This is a genomic window from Verrucomicrobiia bacterium, from assembly GCA_019634635.1.
GTDB lineage: Bacteria > Verrucomicrobiota > Verrucomicrobiia > Limisphaerales > UBA9464 > UBA9464.
The window spans coordinates 159,952-180,794 of the sequence record JAHCBB010000002.1 but is presented as its reverse complement, the minus strand read 5'-3'; the positions used below and the strand labels follow the sequence as shown (position 1 = coordinate 180,794).

General features: G+C 63.1%; 14 protein-coding genes. 1 reads left to right on the top strand and 13 read right to left on the bottom strand.

Annotated elements, in window-relative coordinates:
* Positions 1–83 precede the first annotated feature (83 nt).
* From KF791_02120 to KF791_02100, 5 genes are all read right to left on the bottom strand, one after another.
* Entirely contained in the window at positions 84–1,346 is a 1,263-nt protein-coding gene (locus tag KF791_02120) for an insulinase family protein (protein MBX3731372.1), read from the bottom strand.
* 38 nt (positions 1,347–1,384) lie between these two features.
* Positions 1,385–2,068, bottom strand: coding sequence for a TIGR00730 family Rossman fold protein (locus tag KF791_02115; protein MBX3731371.1), 684 nt, complete (start codon positions 2,066–2,068; stop codon positions 1,385–1,387).
* A gap of 125 nt (positions 2,069–2,193) precedes the next feature.
* On the bottom strand, positions 2,194–2,757 hold the full coding sequence (locus tag KF791_02110; protein MBX3731370.1) for a flavodoxin domain-containing protein: 564 nt from the start codon (positions 2,755–2,757) through the stop codon (positions 2,194–2,196).
* A gap of 322 nt (positions 2,758–3,079) precedes the next feature.
* The gene (locus tag KF791_02105) at positions 3,080–4,186 is read right to left on the bottom strand and encodes a tRNA-dihydrouridine synthase family protein (protein ID MBX3731369.1); all 1,107 of its coding nucleotides are present in this window, start codon (positions 4,184–4,186) and stop codon (positions 3,080–3,082) included.
* An 85-nt stretch (positions 4,187–4,271) separates the two neighbouring features.
* Positions 4,272–6,602, bottom strand: coding sequence for an ATP-dependent helicase (locus KF791_02100; protein MBX3731368.1), 2,331 nt, complete (start codon positions 6,600–6,602; stop codon positions 4,272–4,274).
* Positions 6,603–7,011: 409 nt separating this feature from the next.
* Between KF791_02100 and KF791_02095 the strand changes: the two genes are divergently transcribed.
* The gene (locus tag KF791_02095; GenBank protein MBX3731367.1) at positions 7,012–10,989 is read left to right on the top strand and encodes a hypothetical protein; all 3,978 of its coding nucleotides are present in this window, start codon (positions 7,012–7,014) and stop codon (positions 10,987–10,989) included.
* 60 nt (positions 10,990–11,049) lie between these two features.
* Here KF791_02095 and KF791_02090 read toward each other — a convergent pair whose 3' ends face one another.
* From KF791_02090 to KF791_02055, 8 genes are all read right to left on the bottom strand, one after another.
* Complete coding sequence (locus tag KF791_02090) at positions 11,050–11,460, bottom strand: PIN domain-containing protein (GenBank protein MBX3731366.1); 411 nt, start codon at positions 11,458–11,460, stop codon at positions 11,050–11,052.
* Entirely contained in the window at positions 11,451–11,711 is a 261-nt protein-coding gene (locus KF791_02085) for a type II toxin-antitoxin system prevent-host-death family antitoxin (protein ID MBX3731365.1), read from the bottom strand. Before KF791_02085 ends, KF791_02090 begins: the two co-directional genes overlap by 10 nt.
* A 780-nt stretch (positions 11,712–12,491) precedes the next feature.
* Complete coding sequence (locus tag KF791_02080) at positions 12,492–12,845, bottom strand: hypothetical protein (protein MBX3731364.1); 354 nt, start codon at positions 12,843–12,845, stop codon at positions 12,492–12,494.
* A gap of 331 nt (positions 12,846–13,176) precedes the next feature.
* Entirely contained in the window at positions 13,177–13,461 is a 285-nt protein-coding gene (locus tag KF791_02075; protein ID MBX3731363.1) for a transposase, read from the bottom strand.
* Between the two features lie 105 nt (positions 13,462–13,566).
* Positions 13,567–14,361, bottom strand: a complete 795-nt coding sequence (locus KF791_02070) for a hypothetical protein (GenBank protein MBX3731362.1) — start codon at positions 14,359–14,361, stop codon at positions 13,567–13,569.
* Between the two features lie 1,044 nt (positions 14,362–15,405).
* On the bottom strand, positions 15,406–16,368 hold the full coding sequence (locus KF791_02065; GenBank protein MBX3731361.1) for a prepilin-type N-terminal cleavage/methylation domain-containing protein: 963 nt from the start codon (positions 16,366–16,368) through the stop codon (positions 15,406–15,408).
* Entirely contained in the window at positions 16,281–16,769 is a 489-nt protein-coding gene (locus KF791_02060) for a hypothetical protein (GenBank protein MBX3731360.1), read from the bottom strand. The genes KF791_02065 and KF791_02060 overlap by 88 nt, the downstream gene beginning before the upstream one ends.
* A 330-nt stretch (positions 16,770–17,099) precedes the next feature.
* On the bottom strand, positions 17,100–20,753 hold the full coding sequence (locus tag KF791_02055; GenBank protein MBX3731359.1) for a hypothetical protein: 3,654 nt from the start codon (positions 20,751–20,753) through the stop codon (positions 17,100–17,102).
* Positions 20,754–20,843: the final 90 nt, after the last annotated feature.

The window sequence follows — 20,843 nt, the reverse complement described above, 5'->3', positions numbered from 1 at the left end:
GGGTCAGCATACGGTGCGTGAAGGCGGATGAGCATTCGCAGGACCAAAACCACGATGGATCCTCGTGGCGGCAAGCCCAAGGGTCAGCCCGGGAGCAACCGCTCCAGGCCGGCGGTCTGCGTCCGGGGACCCACCAGAGCGAGGCTGCAGTGCTCCGGGCGCAGATACTCGCGGGCCGCGTGGAGCACCTCCGAAGGCGTCACCGCGGCGAGCCGGTCCCGGATCTGTCCGGGCGAAAAGATGCGCCCATACGCCAGCCACTGCTCGCCCAGGGTCATCATCTGGTGCTCGGTGCCCTCCAGCAGCAGGTCCTGCTGGCCAAGCAGATAGTCCCGCGCCCGGCGAAACTCCGCGCGATCCGGCGCCTGCGCGGTCATCCGGTTCACCTCCCGGCGGACCAGACGCAGGGTCCGCTCCAGGTCGTCGGGATCCAGCCCGGCCGAGATCACCAGGTCGCCGCAGTCCTCCCAGAGGCTGATGCTGGACTGGATGTTGTAGGTGAGCCCATGCCGCTCGCGGATCACCTGAAACAGACGCGAACTCATGTTCTCGCCGAGCACGACGCTCAGCAGGCGGACCGCGAAGCGCCGGGGGTCGTGACGCGAGCAGGTGCGGATGCCCAGGCTGAAGTTGGCCTGCTCGATCGGCATCGCCACCGCACCAACGCGCGGACCGGACGCTTGGGGTGGCGCCGGCAAAAACTCCGGGCGCGGACCCGGCCGGAACCGGCGCAGATGCCGGCGCACCCGGCGCACCAGATCGCCGTGGTCCACCTCGCCGGCGGCGGCGATCACCGTGGCACCCGTGACGTAACGGGTTCTCAGGTAGTCCAGAACCTCCGGCCGACGCAGGCTTCCGAGCGTCTCCGGAGTTCCGATCACCGGGCGTCCGAGCGGATGATCGGGGAACTGAAGGGCATTGAGGAGGTCGTGCACCCGCTCGGCCGGCTGGTCAAGATACATGGCGATTTCCTCCCGGATGACATCGCGTTCCCTCGCGATCTCGCGCGGCGCGAATCGCGAGTCGAGGAACAGGTCGAGCAGCACATCAAGGAGCGCGGGCATGCGGGCAGCCTGCGCACGTGCGTAGAAGCAGGTGTGCTCCTCGTCCGTGAAGGCATTGAGGTAGCCGCCGATCCCCTCGACCGCCTGGGAGATCTCCGCGGCACTCCGGCGTGCCGTCCCCTTGAACAGGAGGTGCTCGATGAAATGGGAGATGCCGTTGGCCGCCGCCGGTTCATGACGGCCGCCCACCCCCACCCAGATGCCGAGGGCGACACTGGCACGGCGGGGCAGCCGGGCACTCAGGAGGGTCAATCCGTTTTCGAAGCGCGTGGACCGGTACATTCAATCAGGGCGTATGAAACGGGAAGGCGCGTGCCGCTTCAGCGAAACGCCGCAGGCACCTGCTCGGGTACGCCCACGCTGCGTCGGTACTCCAGGATCCATCCCACCGCCTCGGCTGAATCGTCAGTCACCCGCAACAGCGACAAATCTCCAGGCGAGATCAACTGCCCGGGCTCCAGCACCTCCCGCATCCAGTCCAGCAGCCCCTGCCAGTAGCCTTTTCCAAACAGGATCAGGGGAAAGGACGGGATGCGGTGCGTCTGGACCAGGGTCACGACCTCGAAGAGTTCGTCGAGCGTTCCGAATCCACCGGGCATGAACACAAAACCCATGCTGTACTTCACCAGGGAGACCTTGCGGGTGAAGAAGTAGTGAAAGTTGATCGAGACATTGGCGTAGCGGTTGCCCTTCTGCTCGAAGGGCAGCTCGATGTTCAGGCCCACGCTGGGCACGCCCTTGACATGCGAGGTTCCGCGGTTCGCGGCCTCCATGATGCCCGGGCCGCCGCCGGTGATGGTGGCGACCCCCTGCCGCGCCAACCCCTCCGTCAGGGCTACGGTGGCCTTGTAGTAGGGGTCGTCCGGACGTGTCCGCGCACTCCCGAACACGGTGACCGCCGCGCCGAGGTGCGACAGGGTGTCGAAGGAATCCACAAACTCGGACATGATTTTGAAGACCCTCCACGGATCCTCAGCCAGGCGGGCCGCCTTGGTTTCAGACATCCGCCAACCCTATCGCGGGAGCCGCCGCCGGGCGACCCGGGAAATTTCGGCCGCCGATCTCGGATTCGAGGGGCCGGGTCAACCTCGGGATTGAACCGGCCCGCGGCGCCCCGGGGCGGAGCCGCTCACCCCGGGGGCATGCGCGGGGTGGACTTGCGCAGCGGGTGCTGGTCCTGGCGCCCATGCACCAGCGCCGCCGTCCATTCGGCGAGGCGCCGGCCGAGGATCCGGCAGGACTCGCGGGTCTCCTCCTCGCGGGGCTCCTTCGCCGCAACGGCACCGTAATGAAGGGTCATGTGACGTCCCGAATAATCCGTCACCCCGAACACCAGAAAGCCGAAATTCATCAGGACCGTCAGCAGGGACTGGCAGGCCAACTCCATCCCTCCACCCCAGCCGCCAGCGCTGCTGAAGGCACAGGCAATCTTGCCGTCCACAGCCATCCAGTGCTCCCCCATCGTTTCATCCCAGAAGCGCTTCATCTGCCACGACAGGATTCCCATGTTCGTCGGGCTGCCCACCGCCAGTCCGTCACACCACAGCACATCCGCGGCGGCGGCGGCCGCATCCTCCACCGAACGGACACGCACCTCGGTGTCCGGAACGGACTGCGCCCCTTCGGCGATGAGCGCTGCCATGCGGGCCACGTTGCCGGTCTTGGAATCGAACAGGACGAGAATTCGGTTCATCGCAGCCCCGATGCCAGCATTCCCGGGCCCCAAAGGCCAGCAGCAGGTTCTGCGAATGGGAGGCCGCCCGGGCTGTTCGTACTTGGAGACCCCTCAGCCCGTCCTCTTCTCCCGGTGGGGTGAGACTCCGGCGAGCCGTCCGCGCGCGGAGTCCCCGCGGGCCCGACTTCCAAGCGACACGCACGGATCATGGGGAGCCTCACCCCACTCGATCCACCCACATGGCCCCCCCTCCCGGTGGGGCGAGACTCCGGCGAGCCGTCCGCGCGTGGAGTCCCCGCAGGCCCGACTTCCAAGCGACACGCACGGTTCGGCGGGAGCCTCACCCCACCGGGTCAGCCACCGGGTCAGCCACCGGGTCAGCCGCCGGGTCAGCCACCGGGTCAGCCGCCGGGTCAGCCACTCGTTCGCCCACCCGCTCCATCCCCATAGGGGAACCCGACTCCTCATTGCGTGCCGCGACCACCCCGGCATGCGGAACCAGGGCGATGGGTTCGTCATGGTCCAGCGCGCCCCGGCACAGTTCGAAGAACTCCACCCGCGAGGTGCTTCGACGGATCCGGTGCAGGAACGCAGCCGCAGCACCGGCGTCCGCACCCACCGCCTGCCCGATGAAGTTCAGGTAACGCTTCATCTGCTCCACCTGGAGCCGTTCCTTCGAGCCTGGAGGCTCGGTCGCCTCCCAAAGTTCCTGAATATACCCAAAGACGTCCCGGCCGGTGGGCCGGGGACCCGGTCGCCCCGCAATATCCGCCCGGATCTGCTCGAACAGCCACGGATTCCGAATGCAGCCGCGCCCGATCATCAACCCACGGGCCCCGGTGAATGCGAGGAGGGAACGCGCCCGCGCCGCCGAATCCACATTGCCGTTGGCCAGAACCGGGCATTTCAACGCCCGCACCGCCAGCCGGATCCATTCCTGCCGCACATCGCCCCGATAGCCGTCGGAGACGGTGCGGCCGTGGACGGTCACCAGGTCCGGCGCATGCCGGGCAAAGAGGCCCAGCAGGGCCTCGAACCCGTCCGGCCGGTCAAAGCCCAGCCGTGTCTTCACGGTGAATCGCACGCCAGGCGCCGTCACCGCGTCGCGAAGCGCGCCCAGGATGGCGTCCAGACGCTGCGGGTCGCGCAGCAGCCCCCCTCCGGCACATTTGCGATACACCACGGGCGCCGGACAGCCGAGGTTGAGGTCAATGGCGGCCACCGGATGCCGTTGCAACTCCCGCGCCGCCCGCGCGAGCGCCCCGGGATCATTGCCGATCAACTGCGCAATGCAGGGCCGCCCGGTTGGATTGCGGGTAATGCTTTCGAGAATCCATTTCTCCGGACGCCACGTGTCGGTCACCCGGAAGTACTCGGTCCAGTACACGTCGGGCCCGCCGCGACGGGACAGGAGGCGCCAGAAGGGCAGGTTCGTGACGTCCTGCATCGGCGCCAGGGCCAGCAAGGGGGCCGGACGCCGCAGCAAGGCGTCGAGGCCGCCGGCCGGTGGGGAGTCGTGGGACACGTCGGCGTCAGAACGGGTCGTCCCCGGACGACGGCCCGGCATCCGGCTGCAGTTCAGGATCAGGATCAGGGTCGGGATCGGGATCGGGATCGGGGTTGGGGTCCGGCTCAAACGCGGCCCTGCCCGGGCTCCGGGCAATGCCGGGCCGCAGCTGCCACTCCTCGATGAGATCTTGGGGAACCTCTCCAAGGAAGCGGGACCGCTGTTGGAGGGTCATCCCGCCCTGCACCATCCGGATCAGCGGGTACAGCAGATACAGTTCATCGCGGGCCCGGGTCGTCGCCACGTAAAACAGGCGGCGTTCCTCCTCCAGCGCATCGGGAAAATCGAGCGACCTCGAACCGGGAAACATCCCGTCGCAGAGCATGATCACGAAGATCACCCCAAACTCGAGTCCCTTGGCCTGATGGACGGTGGAGAGGCGCAGGCGCTCCTCATCGTCGCGTCCGGAACGACCTCCCTCCTCCCCGGCTTCGAGATTCGTCTGCAGGGCCAGCTGGGACAGAAACTCGGTGCAGCCTTGGAACTGTCCCGCGTAGTTGGCGAGTTGATCGAGATCCTCAAGGCGGCTGCGGGCATTCTCGTACGTCGCCTTGAGGTAGTCGGCGTAATCCGCCTCAACCGCCAACCGGATGAGCGCTGCCGGTGAGCGCCGGACGGACGGCGCCTCGCACTGCGACAGGGTGGCGGCGAACTGCGCCCAAGCCGCGGCGGTGCGCTTCGGCACGGCGTCGGAAATCTTCGCCAGGGCGGGTGCCACGGGAACCGGCGGGGCGTCCCCGGCAACCGGATCCGCACCACCGTCGTTGTCGGACACCACCGGACTCGCCGCGGGTTCCGGAAGGGGTCCCAGCTCCGCGGCAAACCGACGCCAAAGCTTGTCCGCCCCCTTGCCGCCAATCCCCGGCAGCATCCGCACCAGCCGCTTGAACGCCAGTTCGTCCCGGGGATTGGTCACGAGCTTGAGATACGCCGCCACGTCCTTGACATGCGCCTGTTCAAAGAACCGGAGGCCGCTGGTGATGAGGAACGGGATGTTCCGCCGGGTCAGCTCGAGCTGCAGCTCCAGCGCGTGGAAGTGCGACCGGTACAGCACGCAAAGGTCATCGAGACGCCGCCCCTCGTCCCGCAGCTCCAGCACCCGCTGCGCCACAAAGGCCGCCTGCTCGGACCCGTCATTGCAGACCACCAGCGCAGGCTTTGGTCCGCTGGGACGCACCGGCTGCAGCCGCTTCGGGAACTGGCGCGTGTTCGCCGCCAGTGCGGCATTGGCCACGGACAGGATCTCGGGGGTGCTCCGGTAGTTGGTCTCGATGCGGAACACCCGGGCGCCCGCGTGCCGCTCGGGAAATCCCAGGATGTTGGCAAAGTTGGCGCCCCGCCATGAATAGATGCTCTGGGCGTCGTCCCCCACCGCCATCAGGTTGCCATGACCTGCGGTCAGCACGTCCAACAGCGCCGACTGCAGATGGTTGGTGTCCTGATACTCGTCCACCAGCAGGTGCTGGAACCGGCGCCCGTAAAGCTCCCGCAGGTCCTCGTGCTCCTGGAGCAACCGCAGCCAGAGCACCTGCAGGTCGTCAAAATCCATCAGTCCCGTGTCGCGCTTCCGCGCGGTGTACCGGCGGGCCACTTCGGCAAGGACATCGGTGAACGGGACGAAATCCGCGTACTCCGCCTCGATAAACGCCGCGAGCGGCCGCGCCGTATTGAGGGCCATCGAGAAGATCTCCCCAAGCACCTCCGCTTTCGGGAAGCGACGGGCCTTCACGTCCACACCGGCATCCTCGATGCACGCGGCGATCAGGTCCCGGGAATCCTCCCGGTCGGCCACGGTGAAGTCCGGACGGTACCCCAACCGGTCGGCGTGACGCCGCAGGATGCGCAGTCCGACCGAATGGAAGGTGCCGCCCCACAACCGCGTCAGATCGCCCCCGACCCGTTCGCCGACCCGCTGCATCATCTCGCGCGCCGACTTGTTGGTGAACGTGAGCAGGAGGATCCGCTCCGGGGGAACCCCCTGCTCCAAAAGCCAGGCGACCCGGTAGGTGAGCGTGCGCGTCTTGCCGGCCCCGGCCCCGGCCAGGACCAGGGCCGGCCCCGGCGGGGCGGTGACCGCCGCCAGTTGCTGGGGGTTCAGCTCACGAGCGTAGTCTATCCGAAGCTCGGCAGAGGCCTCCGGGGCTCGAAGGGCGTATTCGCGCGGCACAGGAGCTCCAGTCAACCGCAAGCGTCCCGGTGTGCAGAACAAAAAAAAGTGTACCGCCTGGAGTCCCGTTCCCGGCGCAAGCCTTCCGCTGAATGCTGAAGACGCCTGACAGCCAAACTCGTTCGACATGGAGGTGCCCAAGCCGTCCGATTACCGAGGGCCTTCCGGCTTCCCGGTGACGTGGTCCGGGTCACCAGGACCGCCCCGGTGTCGCCCAACCCGGATGGCGCGGCCTCGCGTCGGTGTGCGCGAAGCGCCCTGGAGTACGCGCGGCCCTCCGCCGTTTTAGCCCGAGCTGCAGCAAAACCGGCGACACCTCGCTGAACTGTCAATGATACAGATCCCCACTGACTCCCCTGACGTCTGCGCTGAGGAACAGGCCGTCCTTTGGCTGTTCCGGAAGTCCGCAACACAACCAAGCTCCCGAGTGCCAACAGTGCCTCAGATGCGTTTTTGGCCGGGTCCTCTCGGCTTGGCAAGTTTGCATTTGCGAAACCTCTATTGGCTCGGTATTCACTGCTGAAAGGACCCTGAGACAATGATGCTCCGATTCCTCTTCTCCCTGGCGACGGGCTTGCTGGTCACGGGGACTGGGATTGCAAGTATTCCCCAAATGCTCCAATGGGGGAGTCCGAACCAGCCGGTCCTTCCGCTGGGGACCGGGCATCGTTTGGAAGCGGAGGCGTCCAGCGGCCTGCCGGTCGAATTCCGCGTCGTCAAAGGGCCTGCCGTCATCCGCGACGGGATGCTTTGGGTGACGAATGTGGATGTCGTCACGGTGGTTGCCGAGCAACCCGGCAACGGTGACTTCGACAAAGCGTTGGTGATGCGGACCTTTAATGAGTTTCGCGTGGAACTTCGACCGATGCCGGGTTCCGGATTTGGTCGCGACGTCAATGCGGTCCTCGATGCCGGCAGGTTTTTGGTGGTGTCCGACGCCCTCGGTGGGTTCCGCCTCACGACCTACCCTCGTAACGGCTTCATGGACCGGATGGGCGAGATTCGGACCGACCGGCTCCTGACGCTCGAGGCCTCCGGATACCCAGCCTTTGCCGGGTTTGCATCTTCAGGGCTCCGGATGGTGAACCTTGAGGACCCCGGGAACCCTCGATTCCTTGCCGGATTCTCCGCTCCGGACCGTGTCGTGGAATTCGCCCGGTCCGGCAGCCTGGTCATCGCCGCCTTTCAGTTCAACCAGGTGGTCCTGATTGACGCTGGAAACCCAGCGAACGTGTCCATTATCGGGCGTTACGAGATTCCCTGGGTCTCGTGGGAGTTCTCCGAGGTGCGATCGGTCGCCGTCGTCGGCAACCGCCTTTATCTGGCCATCGGCGGTGGCATTCATGTGCTGGATATTTCGAATCCCCGCGACCCGAGGCGGATTGGAGCCCTGACGTTTCGCGGGATCTCCCAGTTGATCGGAATTTCGTCCAGCCGCCTGGTGGCCGCCCACCGGAACGTCCTGAGGGTCTTTGATGTCCAAAATCCGACCAGGATCCACGAAATCGGCAGCCATCGTTTTCGCGGAGGGGCAACGGGCATCTCAACAATGCGTTGGGTCGGCGGACTCCTTTACCTTGCCGATGTCTATGGAAACATCGAAGTGCTTGGTCTCAGGGAGCCTGCGGTGCCCGAGGTGCTTGGCCGACATGAAAACTGGCTTCAGCATGCGGCGGCTGCATCCGGGCCACTATGGATTTCGTCTGATGGCGACCGTTTGGTGGCCGTGGGTACCGGGAGGGGTGTGCACACGCTGCAAGTCCAGCGCCGGATTCCCCAGCATCTGCATTGGGAATCGCCCGATCTCGACCGGGTGCGGCCCGGCACCGCCGGCGGGTTCAAAATCCGCGCGACCAGTGGCCTGCCCGTGGACATCGCCGTCGAGTCAGGACCGGCGCGGTGGGAGGACGGCCAATTGTTCGTGACGAACCAAGGGCCAGTGGTGCTGTTGGCCCGTCAGCAGGGAACTTCCGAAATCTCACCGGTCACCGCCCGACGCGTCGTCAACGCCACCGAGATTGAGTCCCACATCGTCGGGCGAATTCCGATTGGTGGTCGCGCTTCGTCGCTGGTCGTCACGAACGGCCATGCATTCGTGGCCCGGTACGGAAACGATGTAGATGTTTTCGATATCCGGGACCCCGCACGGCCGGCGAGAATCGGGACCATTCCCGGGACCGAAACCGCCTATCACCTATTGCTTGACGACGGCCTGCTGTTGGCCACCGGGGGCGGCGTGTTTCAACTGGTCAGCGTGGACGACCCCACACAACCGCGGCTTCGAGGCTCCCTGAAGGGCTTGCGCGGGTCGTATGCCAGCGCCCGGGCCGGATCCCACGTCTTGATCGCGGACGGACCTGACCAGGTCCAGGTGGTGGACATTTCCAATCCGGACCAACCGAGAATCGTCGGTTCCATCGGCGATGATTCCCCAATTGTCGCGTTGACCACCCAGGACGGTGTCCTCGCGACGGTCACGCACGCAGCATGGCTTACCCTCTGGGACGTGCGCAATCCCCTCAACTCGCGCCGTCTGTCGAAGATGGTGCTCCCGGGATACCCGCAACTCAACCAGCTGCAGGTCACTGGGAATCATCTGGTCATCGGAGTGGGACCTTATTCAGTCGTACCAAACCTGCTGAATGGAGTTTACCTGCTGGATTTGTCTGATCCCTCCAATCCGCCCCTGATCGGGCATGCAACTCTGGGTGGCGCTGGCGTTCATTCGCTGTCCACCCGGACGCCATGGGCCTTTGCCGGCACCATGGACGACGCGGTTCAAATCCTTGACCTGCGGGATCCGGCAAACCCACGAGTGGTGGGAAAGCTGCCGGACACCCTCCAAGTTCTTCCGGACGGCGACCTGTGGGTCACGGTCAACGCGACCGACTTGGTGCTGCGCACCTGGCGCGAGGCGACAAGGCAGGAATTGGTTTGGCCGATACCTGCTCCGGAACCCATCCGGCCCGGAATCGCGCATCCGCTCGGCGCCTCCGCCACGAGCGGACTGCCGGTGGAATATCGGGTGCTGTCCGGGCCCGGCCGGATCGAAAACGGCCATCTGATCGTTGATGCGGGAGTCCCCACGCAGTCCATCGTGGTGCAAGCCACCCAGAAGGGGAACGATGGGATTTATCCGGTGGAAACCCTCCGGGTCTTCAATCCGATCTCGGTGGACTTCAAACTCCTCGGCGAGGTGGCTGGCGAGCCGGCTTCGAGTCCCCTTCGGATTTCCAACAGCCGCGTGTTTTATGGAATCCGCGGCGGCGCAGCAGGGGCTCTGCGGGTGCAGTCGGTCGGCGACCTCAACGAACTGCAGGCCGCCCGGGAGTTTCCCATCGGGAATGGCGTCTTGGACGCCGCCATGGACGGCGACCTTGCCTGCGTCACCACGGAGCACGGCTCGTTCCATGTCCTCCGTCTTGGGGAGGGCGAGGGATCCGGAGAGGTGGGGCGTCTGGATTTGGGGATTCCCCTTGGCCGTATCGCCATCTCCGGCGCGGTTGCCTGCCTGGCGACCGGGTCCGGGCTTCAAGTGGTGGACCTGGCGGACCCCGGACATCCGCGGCTGGTGGGGCAGTTGGGGCCCGCCAACAATCATATGTTTTTGCCGTCAACGGGGCTCTTGCTTCAGGACGGCTACGCCTATGCCACGGAAGCCACCGGCGGATTCTCGGTCACGGATGTCCGAATCCCCGAACGTCCGGTCCTGGTTGGATGGCTTCCCGATCTCGTCGGCCAGCGCAATCCGGTCCTTGATGGACAGAGGATTCTGATTTCGGGTGCGCCCCTGGGATTTCAGGCCGTGGATGTGTCGGATCCCACGCGGCCCACGTTGCAATCCAGAGGCATGATCGGCTCCGAATCGTGGAGCCAAGGTCTCCCATTCGGGCTTTGGAACGGTGTGCTGGTCTGCGCCGATTCCTCGGCACTGCGCGCCGCTGATCCCGGGATTCCGGCCCCGTTCGGGGTGATGGGTGACCACGAGTTTGGGAATCCCGGGGTCCGGGACATGACCGTCGAAGGGGACCGAGCCTTCGTGATGGCCACGGAGGGTACGCTGCAAATTTTTCAGCTGCGCGCCGGCGTTCGGAGGCCGCTGGACGGCTTGAGGATTCCGCAACACGGCGAATCCGGCCAGGTTCTGCAATTGCCATCCGAGACCGGCTTCGGGCACCTCATCAACTACACCATGATTTCAGGAGCGGCCTCCATCTCGGGTGATCAACTGAGCCTTGAGGGCGTGGGGCCAGTGACTCTCCGGGCAACACTGGTGGACATGGAAGGATTCCTTCCGTCGGAAACAACCCGGACCGTCTTGGCCGAAGCCATTCTCCTCAGTTTGTCGAGAAATGCCGCTGACGGCAGTCTTCGACTGGGTTGGCGGCTGGATTCGGATCTGTTGGAAACGGCTCCAAGCCTTGATGGTCCCTGGGTTCCAGTTCCGGAAGCTCGATCACCCTACCACCCGGCCGAATCCGGCCCGAGTGCCTTTTACCGAATCCGGCCCCGTTAGGTATTGGAACGGCGTGATGGGTGACGGTGATTGGGGTGATCCTTGCTTGAAACCGCAGGATCAGCCGACCTTGATCAGGTTGAGGCCGTTGATCTTCTTGAAGTGCCTCTCGCCCCTGCTGCCGATCAACAGCGGATGATCCAAGGCCAGCGCGGTGGCGGCCACGCACAGGTCATTCGCGGGAACGGGTTCACCGCGGCGTTGCAAATCGGCAAACAACTCGGCCCAAATATCCGCGATCACCTCGTCGAACTCGATGATTTCCACTCCGGACCGGATGCGGTCGAGCAGTTGGCGGCGCTTCAGCGCGCGCGGCACCGAATCAGCCAGATGAACCCCGGCACAGAGTTCACCCCACACGATGGCCGGCAACGAGATTTCCTCATCGCCATGCTTCTTGAGCAGCTTCCCGAGGTCGCCTCCGGAACGTTCCAGTTCAATGATGGCGGAGGAATCAACGATCAGGCCCATGGATTGGCAGGCGGCTGATCCGCCGCATTGATGCGCTCCAGATCCTCCGCGAACGAGGGGGTGTCCGCGCCGTCCGCCCACAGGGCCGCAAACTCCTTCAGGGTCATGCCGCCGGCCCGGCGGACAGGTTGGAGCGTGGCGATGGCCTCACCGTTCTTCGTGATTTCGACCGACCTGCCCGCATGCTTGATCTCGGCAAGCAGGTCGCCGAACCGTCGCGCGGCCTCCGTGGCGGTGACGATTGTCTTCATCAATGCGAAAATACGCATTTTTGAAGAACCGTCAAAGTTTTGCCGGTCCAGACCGATGGCCGGAGAGCGGGTCTGGACACACCCACCCGACCAAGAGGGCCCGGTGGTTCGCCGGACTTCGCTTCGGAACGCCCTCCAGCCGGATGCGCAATTCGTCGGGCCGGAGACTGGCGCTGCACGGGACGGTGTCGGGGCGTGGTCGGTTCGATTGGGCCAAACTGAAATCCTGCACCGCCGCTCCAAATCCTGACGGATTCGCAACCGTCCACGACCATGGTACACAAACTCCATCTTCCAACGGCCGGCATCGGGCGTGCCGTAGGTGTCCGTCGCCACGCTGGTGAACTGGTTCTCCGAATCGATATGGTGACAGGTTCAAAGATTATCCTGGAGCTGGAAATCCTCTGGCGCAATGGCCGCTGGCCTCTCCTCTTTCCCCACGCCAAACCGCCCTCCTTCGCCAATAATTAACTCCCACCACCCTTTTCCCCTCTCCCGCTCCGCAAAAAACTGAGATGCGCACCGAGGCGGATTTCGCACGCCTTCGGTGTCATGACGCAAAGCCTCATGGACTGCGTCAGCCCTCTGGCGCTTTGGGGCGTGTGGAGTTGCAGTCCGGGTTCGGGGAAACTCCACGATTCACCAACCGCCATACCTGACGCTGAGCGGGATCACGCGGGGCGAGACGACTTTGCTGGAGATTGCGGTTGGGGGAGATGGACGGCGACGGATCGGTGCGTGATGGATTGCGCCCGACGCGGCGGTCCCATGGGAGCCAGGCTACCCGACCGTCCGCACCTGCAGATCCCTCAGCACGCTGATCCCGGGGAGTGGGACACCCCGGATCCGCCGCGCCCCATCCTTGCGGTTGACGCCGAAACGTTCGCGGTGCTGGACGAACACTTCGTTCACGAACGCCTTGGATCCCAGCACCACCCCGTCGGTCAGGTGGCGCACCCGCAGGCGCAGCACCTGCGGCACGCTCAACGCCCCGCCGCGTCGCAGCTCCTCCAGGATTGCCTCCCGATCGAGCGTCACCTTGTCGCTCCGCCCCGGGCTCCCCGCCGTCACGAACAGACTCTGCCGGTACTCCGCCGCCGCCTGCCCCCAGGCGAGCGGCTTCAGGCAGCTCATCAACCCTTGCGCAGCACCCGCCGTTCGTCATGCTGCGGCATAGCCGCAGAATCAAGCGGTACCCGGGATCCGGCACGATGCCGGCCCGCACCGGATTCAGATCAATGTACGCGGCCACCATGCGGACCGTACCCGGGTTGTCCTCGATCAAGACGCTCTTGAAACGTTCGGCCCACAGCGTGCCGAAGCGGCCGGTCTGGCGATTGTACCAGCGGCTGAAGCGCTGTTTGAACTCATGAACGCGGACACATCGCCCATTCGTTCCATCAGCGACTGGCGAATATCCGGATCCACCGCCCCACGCTTCCCAATCCCTCCCGGGCCAGGACGGTCAGGATCCCTCTCTTGGGCCGTAGAACCCTCCAAGTTGGAGCAGTTCGGCATCCGGGATTTCCCGCGCTGCCGGGACGCGCAGGAGCAGGTGGAAGTGGTTGCCCATCATGCAGTAGGTGATGATCTCGATCCCGCAGAACCGGGCGAGTTTGCGGAGGATCTCGGCGAGCTTCTCCTTGCACAGATCGTCGAGCAGACGCTGACCGCCAACGACGCGGGAGATGCAGTGGTACACCCCCACCCGCCCCTCCTCCGCCTTCACCTTCATCCGTGCCATGCGCATGGAGCATCTCTACTCGGCGACCCTCAGTGTGTCAATCTTTGAACCTGTCACTTTACCCCGATTTGGAGGGTCGAACGTCCTTCTGGCGATGACGGCGCAGTGGTCTCACGGTCTTCGAAGACGGAAGAATCGCTGGCTTTCCGAGGGTGGGAGGATGACCCCGGTGCCGCCCGCCTCGGGGACAGGCTGCCAATCGCCCTCCGGACGCAGGGTATCGGTGAACTCGAGCGTCCAATCGGCGACGGCCACCGGCCAACGGAGATGCAGTCCGTCGTCGGTCCACTCGGAGACGAGGGGAATCCGCGGCGGAACGCCCGCCCCGATGGGTTCCCCGGGAATGGGGTTCCAGTCATGGGCGCTCAGATCGAACGCGGTGGTGAAGTTGGTGTCCGGACGCGAAAAGCGCATCCAGCCGAAGTGAACGCCATCGAACGCTGCGAAACGGAAACCCAGCAGCACTTCTGTTTGGTCCAGCAGGACCCAGGCGAACGAATCTTCCGGGAGTTGCTCCCGCAGATCGTAATAGACCCATTCGCCGACATCCTCCTGATCATAGCCCAGGAGAGTGAGCTGGTTACCTCCAAACGGATTCATGTACTCCTGACGACCGGAAGCGATTGGTTCATCCGCGTGGAATTCAATTCGATCTGAAGTTGCACGCAGCGGGTGCGCTGAATTGGTGGGAATCAATTCAAAGAAGACGCTGTAATATGTGTAATTTGGATTTGGACTTCGTGATGCAAACGCAATATAATTAAATAGTGAATTTCCGTCGGCCTGCATTATCAATTGGTTGACTAGCGTGTTAACTGTGATAGGCATGGCTGGAACTTCGGCACGTCCAAGCGGGGAGATTGCTGTCAGCCATGCGATGGTAATGGCAATTTTGAGAGTCTTCATGCAGAGTGAGTGGTTGAGTCAGCATTTAGTTTCCAGGAAGTCGGGGTACCAGAACAAAGCCTCGTTGAGCACCTGATAATACACCCTCACCAACGACGACTTTTGTATCAGCAATTCCGTTTGCCAATCGCAGTTCCCATCCAACACCATGGGTGAACCGTCTATCATTAAAGTCCTTCCACTCTATTCCTGCGTGAAATACAGCCCGGCGATTGATGTGTGTTTCTGAAGATCCCGACCAGCCTACAATCAGCTTTGAGGAATTGATTCCCAGAGCTTCACTCCGAAGGTCCTCCGTTCCTGCACCACGCCGCAATCGGCCAAGGTTAGTCGGAACTGACGGTAGTGTTACCCCCGACGCCGGCACCCATCGAGCGCCAACTTTCAGGCTATTGCTATCCAAACGAAACCAGCCGGCTGCGTGATGGGCACCTTCTGAAGTGGCAACGGCATTCGCGCCACCCGTCCCATTCCCCTCCGGCACCGCAAGGTAGTCTGTATCCGAAAGGACGGCTCCATTCCCAGTATTCCGAAACGGCCTTGAAATACTGCCCCCAACCATGAAGCCGCTTGCGTGACCGACGATCACTCCGGCGTTGTTGACGGCTCTGGCCTCCCCGATGCGTTGATTCATCGGATCCTCCATCCCAGCGCTCACATCCGTCGCCGCGGCGCTGCCGACCCACATGGCCGGGCGCAACTTTCCGCTCGAGGTGCTGGATCCCACGGCCCGCGCGCCATCCGGGCTGATGGCCCAGGCCCGGCTCGGCGCCCCGCCCAACGGAAAATGCGGCAGTGTTGTCCATCCGGTGTTGTCATCGTTGATGAGGTATGCCGACGTCCCAAGGCTTCCGACCACCTTGGACTTGGTTGACAAACCCGATCGGAAGCTGATGCCGGAGGGGCGGAAGGTCAGTCCGAAGTCGGTCGCGGGCAATGTCGAGGGAAGCCACAACACGCCATGTTCCGCACCCGTCCAGGTGACCCGGCCCACGGCCTGGGGCGGCACCCGTCGAGTGACTGGAGAAGTTGAAGCCGCTGGCTTCACGGCAGCGGCACCCCGCCGTTGGTGCGTTCCCAAAGCCACGCGTAGTCCGGATTGTTGGCAGCGTTCCAGCCAACGGCCTCGGCCTCGGCCATCGTCCGAGCTCTGGGACCGGTCCGGGAGTCCCGCCACTTCGGAAGTTCGGCGTGTCCATCGGCGAAGCTCAAGGCCCCCCGGCCACCATGGCGTCGGGCCGGCCAATGACCCGGCCACAGCCAGTTCGGCCCCATCGGCCATTGGAACTGGAACATCCCGTTCTTGATCGTCAGTTCATGCTCATCAATGAACACCCAAATCTGGGCAGGTGACGCCCGATGAAAATCCTCCCACTTCACAAAGGCTGTCGGGCTGTACACGAAGCTGCCATCGGGGGTCATCGCCAGCCAGTCACCCCGAACGATGTACTGGTTCATCGTGTAGCTGCGAACCCGGAGCGGCCCCCGCTGGGTGAGCAGATTGGTCCGGCTCCGATCGGCGGGGCAGTGAAAGATTTCGGCGGTGGCCAGATAGGGCCCCAAACGGCCCGGCCCCGATGCGAGCAACATCTGCCGGTTGGTCAGATCGCTGATGCGGGCGGTGGACAACGGTGACATGACGCCTTCCACCCAGCGGGCGCCCTCCGGGTCACTCATCCACGTTTCGCTGGGGGACAGCAGGCCCGAATGGTCGTCCGCATAAAGATGGAAGACGATCTGAAGCTGACGCAGGTGATTGAGACAGCCCGCACCAAGCGCTCGCTCACGGGCGCGCGCCAGCGCCGGCAGCAGCAGACCGGCAAGCGTCGCTACAACGGCGATGACCACGAGCAACTCCACAAGGGTGAAGCCCGATTTGGAGGGTCGAACGTCCCTCTGGCGATGACGGCGCAGTGGTCTCACGGTCTTCGAAGACGGAAGAATCGCTGGCTTTCCGAGGGTGGGAGGATGACCCCGGTGCCGCCCGCCTCGGGGACAGGCTGCCAATCGCCCTCCGGACGCAGGGTATCGGTGAACTCGAGCGTCCAATCGGCGACGGCCACCGGCCAACGGAGATGCAGACCGTCGTCGGTCCACTCGGAGACAAGGGGAATTCGCGGCGGGAGGCCCGCCCCGATGGGTTCCCCGGGAATGGGGTTCCAGTCATGGGCGCTCAGATCGAACGCGGTGGTGAAGTTGGTGTCCGGACGCGAAAAGCGCATCCAGCCGAAGTGAACGCCATCGAACGCTGCGAAACGGAAACCCAGCAGCACTTCTGTTTGGTCCAGCAGGACCCAGGCGAACGAATCTTCCGGGAGTTGCTCCCGCAGATCGTAATAGACCCATTCGCCGACATCCTCCTGATCATAGCCCAGGAGAGTGAGCTGGTTACCTCCAAACGGATTCATGTACTCCTGACGACCGGAAGCGATTGGTTCATCCGCGTGGAATTCAATTCGATCTGAAGTTGCACGCAGCGGGCGCGCTGAATTGGTGGGAATCAATTCAAAGAAGACGGTGTAGTATCTTCGTTCTGGTAATGGCTCACGATGAGCAAAGACCCGATAAGAGAACAATTGAACCCCATGAACCCCAGCAACGATAGTCGCGATTTCGGTATTCTCCACAATCGGCGGAGTTGGCGGTCCCGCAACAATCTCCACAGGAATGGTGAGGAGCAGGCAGCCAAAACAAACGTTTGTCAAGTGTTTCATATTACTCCAATTCAATAAGCGTCCTCAGTTACCAGGGAGTCGTGGCACGAGAATGAATCCTTTCTGAACTCCAGACTGCACTCCCTCTCCGGCCACGACTCGTGTATCACCAATAGAATTTGCCGAACGCAACTCCCACCCAGCGCCGTGGGTAAACCGCCGGTCATTAAAATCCTTCCAGGTTGCTCCAGCATGGAAGACGGCCCGGCGATTATTGTGTGTTTCAGATGGTCCTGACCAGCCTACAACCAACCTTGAGGAATTAATCCCCATGGCTTCACTCCTTAAATCGAGAGCACCGGCACCTCGCTCCAAGCGACTCAGATTCACCGGAACTGACGGTAGTGTTACCCCCGACGCCGGCACCCATCGAGCGCCAACTCTCTGGTTGATATCGCTTAAACGAAACCAGCCCGCTGCGTGATGGGCGCTCTCCGATGTGGTAACCGCGTTGGCACCACCCTCTCCACTTCCCCCCTCAGGTACTGCAAGGTAGTCTGTATCCGAAAGGACGGCTCCGTTCCCGGTATTCCGAAACGGCCTCTGCACGCTGGGGCCACCGCTAGGAAACCCGCTTGTCCATCCGACAATCACCCCGGCATTGTTGACTGCGCGGCCTTCACCGATCCGAAGGTTCATTGGATCCTCCAGGCCGGAACTGATGTCCACCGCGGCCGTGGTCCCCACCCACATCGCCGCCCGAGTCTTTCCATTTGGGGAGGTGCTGGATCCCACGGCCCGCGCGCCATCCGGGCTGATGGCCCAGGCCCGGCTCGGCGCCCCGCCCAACGGAAAATGCGGCAGTGTTGTCCCTCCGGTGTTGTCATCGTTGATGAGGTATGCCGACGTCCCAAGGCTTCCGACCACCTTGGACTTGGTTGACAAACCCGATCGGAAGCTGATGCCGGAGGGGCGGAAGGTCAGTCCGAAGTCGGTCGCGGGCAATGTCGAGGGAAGCCACAACACGCCATGTTCCGCACCCGTCCAGGTGACCCGGCCCACGGCTTGGGGCGGCACCGACCATGCACTGCCACTGATCACCCCGGCATTGACAGCCAGAGCCGCCCCGAGCGCCGTGGTTTCGTAGTCCAACCCGGAAAGTTCGACGATGTTCCATTCCGGGCCGTCGAAGATGAGTATGGGGACACGGGAAGAGATTCCAGGCGCGTAGGCGCCTCCATTGTTGACTAACTCGCACACGATCAGGTTCTGTTCCGTGAGGTTGTCGGCGCGGGTGACCACTTGGACAGTACCCTCGGCTTGATTCGATGCGATGGTGATTTCAGCCGGGCTTGTTGATGTGGGGGCCTTCCATGTGCCGGTGCCATTGATCACGTAGTAGTCGGCCGTTCCCGAAGTGCCGTAGGTTCCCGCCAGATCCTGGGGTGGGTTGCTGCCGGGCTTGGTGAAGCCGCTTTGGTTCATTTCAAGCGAGTTCAGGGTGAGTTTCACTGTGAGGGAACTGCTGGTTGTGACGCTCCGCCGAACCTTGATGACTGCGCGTTTGGCCGCGGAGGTGTTCTTGTCGTCACTGACATCAGGACTCGCGGTGAGCTCCACAACCGGTTTTCCCTGTGGAGTGGCCAGCGGAAAATTGAGCGTCGCCCACGAGTCGGCATGCGGCTCGAACGTTCCCTGGCCACCGGTCCCGCCGTCCACCCACATGGTGAACCGAAGGACTCCGCTCCAGTTGTTCGGCACCCCCGGGAGATTGAAGGTGACGAGTCCGCTGGTGCTTGAATTGATTGCCGCGAGGCTGACCATCGTCGCCTCTGTGAAGTTCTCCGCGCGTCGCTCGTACCGAAGCCGCACGGGGACCTCGGACACTGCCGCCGTCCCACCCACGATGCCTCCCCGAGGAATCACATGCCGGACGACGCGACCCGGAACCGTGAGGGTGGCGGTGCCCGAATTATAGACCGGCTGACCGATTTGAATTTCCTGAACCGATTCCAGATCTGTGCCACCTGTGAGATTCAGATGGACCCGTCCCAACGTGCCGCGTGGATCGAAGGCCCCGCTTGCCGGCAGGATGATGGACGGAATCTTCAGGTTCAGGTGGTCGGCCGCGTGAGGGGAGCTGGAAGTGTGCGTCAATGAGGATTCCGTTTCAGAATTCAGATTGTCGAAGCTCGTACCAACATTGAGGGTCCCAAAATCGTAGCTGCTCTTCGAAAGGCGGTTGTCAGTGAACGTCATGGGTTGAACCGCTGCGCGAACCCTGGAGTAGATCCAACTGTTGATGTTCTGCCCACCCGGAATCTTCCAGACCAGCCGATAGTTTTCATGATCGTTGGAGTCCGGTGCTGGGAGATAGAAATTCCCCTTGGGCCAGGTGGTGAAGCGATTCTTCTCCAACAGGATATTGCCGGCTGTGCCCTTGATCATCAGTCCATGGGACAAGGAATTCGCCGGCGATTCTTCGTGATGGAATCGTCCGAGTCCCAAGTTCGGATCTGTGGCGTGGTTTGGATAGTTGGCCATGGTGATGTCGGTCCATGTTTTGGCAACCGGCCGACCCCGGAGGCGCACCAGGTTCTCGCGGAGGCGATAGCTGTCATGGGGAGACGGATTGCTCGGATTCGTACCGGCTTCGCCGAAGCTACCCATAATGGCTGTGTCGAGGAACGCGTTGTTGTCGAAGAAAATGGGACCCAACCAGCCCGTATCCGTGTTGAATCCCGTCCCGGTGCCAAGAACGACATTGTCATGGAACCGAATCCGGCCCGACGGCCCACCCGGAAGGTTCGCGGTATTTGGAAACGGGCGTTTACATTCGCTGCCCGAGCACGTTCCGGCGGATCCGAAGCCAATGGCATGCTGATTGACCCGGACTTGACAACGCCGGATCACCACCCGGGGGTTATCCGTCAGGGAACCCTGCGCGGCCTGGTAGGCATTGGCCATGATCATCGTCCCGTAACCGCCATGTACCGAGTGGAAGTCCGAGACCTCACAGTCTTCGACGATCCAGCAGAACGGGGTCCCGTTGACGGTCTGATTCGAGGAGGTGAGCACCGTATTGAAGACAACGGGAAATGCCTCCACTCCGGCCGTCACATGGATGTACGAATTCGGTACAAGCCCGACGGCACCGAAGTTCCGCACTCTCAGGTTTTTAAACCAACCCGATTCTGCGGCGACATCAATTGCGAACGATTTGTATCCGGTAGCGTTGGCTTCCGAAGTCCACGCTCCGAGGGCCGGGAAGTTTCCATCAAGGTCCAAATCGTGAATCGAGACATGCTTCAAATACGATTTGCGCCCGTCGGGATAAGTGGGAGTGGTGATCAGTGTGTGGTGGGCGATCGACGCGGTCCAGACGCTGCTTTGGATGGCTGTGGACAGGATCAGCCGCGGCCGGGCTCCCGTGGTGGGATGGGGCTTTCCGATGAGACTGACGGAGCGATTGGCAACATTGGCATTGACATCGCAGTAGAGCGGGATGCTTTGCGCCGAGCCAACGCTGCTGATCAGGTAGTCGCCTGGAAGGAAATAGATGACAAGATCATCGCCGAGGTTCGAGGAAAGTTTGTCATGAAGCTCAGTGCCGCTGTAAACCGCGGCTTTCTGTTCGCTGCTCCCGTTCCCTCCGCTACCACTTCCAGGAGGTTTGACCCAGTACTCGATCGTAGCCGCGTCTATGGGCAGATAGAGGACCGTAGCGGCGAGAAGCATGACCAATCGCGGCCATGCCGGAGGTGCGGGGCGGAGGTGCGGGGCGGAGGTGCGGGCTCATGCGGTGGGCGTTGGGTTACTTTGAGTATC

Coding starts and splice junctions, on each gene's coding strand:
- KF791_02090 (MBX3731366.1), bottom strand. CDS start 11,460: ATGGGCCTGATCGTTGATTCCTCCGCCATCATTGAACTGGAACGTTCC.
- KF791_02110 (MBX3731370.1), bottom strand. CDS start 2,757: ATGAACCGAATTCTCGTCCTGTTCGATTCCAAGACCGGCAACGTGGCC.
- KF791_02055 (MBX3731359.1), bottom strand. CDS start 20,753: ATGCTTCTCGCCGCTACGGTCCTCTATCTGCCCATAGACGCGGCTACG.
- KF791_02085 (MBX3731365.1), bottom strand. CDS start 11,711: ATGAAGACAATCGTCACCGCCACGGAGGCCGCGCGACGGTTCGGCGAC.
- KF791_02105 (MBX3731369.1), bottom strand. CDS start 4,186: ATGCAGGACGTCACGAACCTGCCCTTCTGGCGCCTCCTGTCCCGTCGC.
- KF791_02115 (MBX3731371.1), bottom strand. CDS start 2,068: ATGTCTGAAACCAAGGCGGCCCGCCTGGCTGAGGATCCGTGGAGGGTC.
- KF791_02060 (MBX3731360.1), bottom strand. CDS start 16,769: ATGAATCCGTTTGGAGGTAACCAGCTCACTCTCCTGGGCTATGATCAG.
- KF791_02075 (MBX3731363.1), bottom strand. CDS start 13,461: ATGCGCATGGCACGGATGAAGGTGAAGGCGGAGGAGGGGCGGGTGGGG.
- KF791_02080 (MBX3731364.1), bottom strand. CDS start 12,845: ATGAGCTGCCTGAAGCCGCTCGCCTGGGGGCAGGCGGCGGCGGAGTAC.
- KF791_02120 (MBX3731372.1), bottom strand. CDS start 1,346: ATGTACCGGTCCACGCGCTTCGAAAACGGATTGACCCTCCTGAGTGCC.
- KF791_02070 (MBX3731362.1), bottom strand. CDS start 14,361: ATGAAGACTCTCAAAATTGCCATTACCATCGCATGGCTGACAGCAATC.
- KF791_02095 (MBX3731367.1), top strand. CDS start 7,012: ATGATGCTCCGATTCCTCTTCTCCCTGGCGACGGGCTTGCTGGTCACG.
- KF791_02100 (MBX3731368.1), bottom strand. CDS start 6,602: ATGTCGAACGAGTTTGGCTGTCAGGCGTCTTCAGCATTCAGCGGAAGG.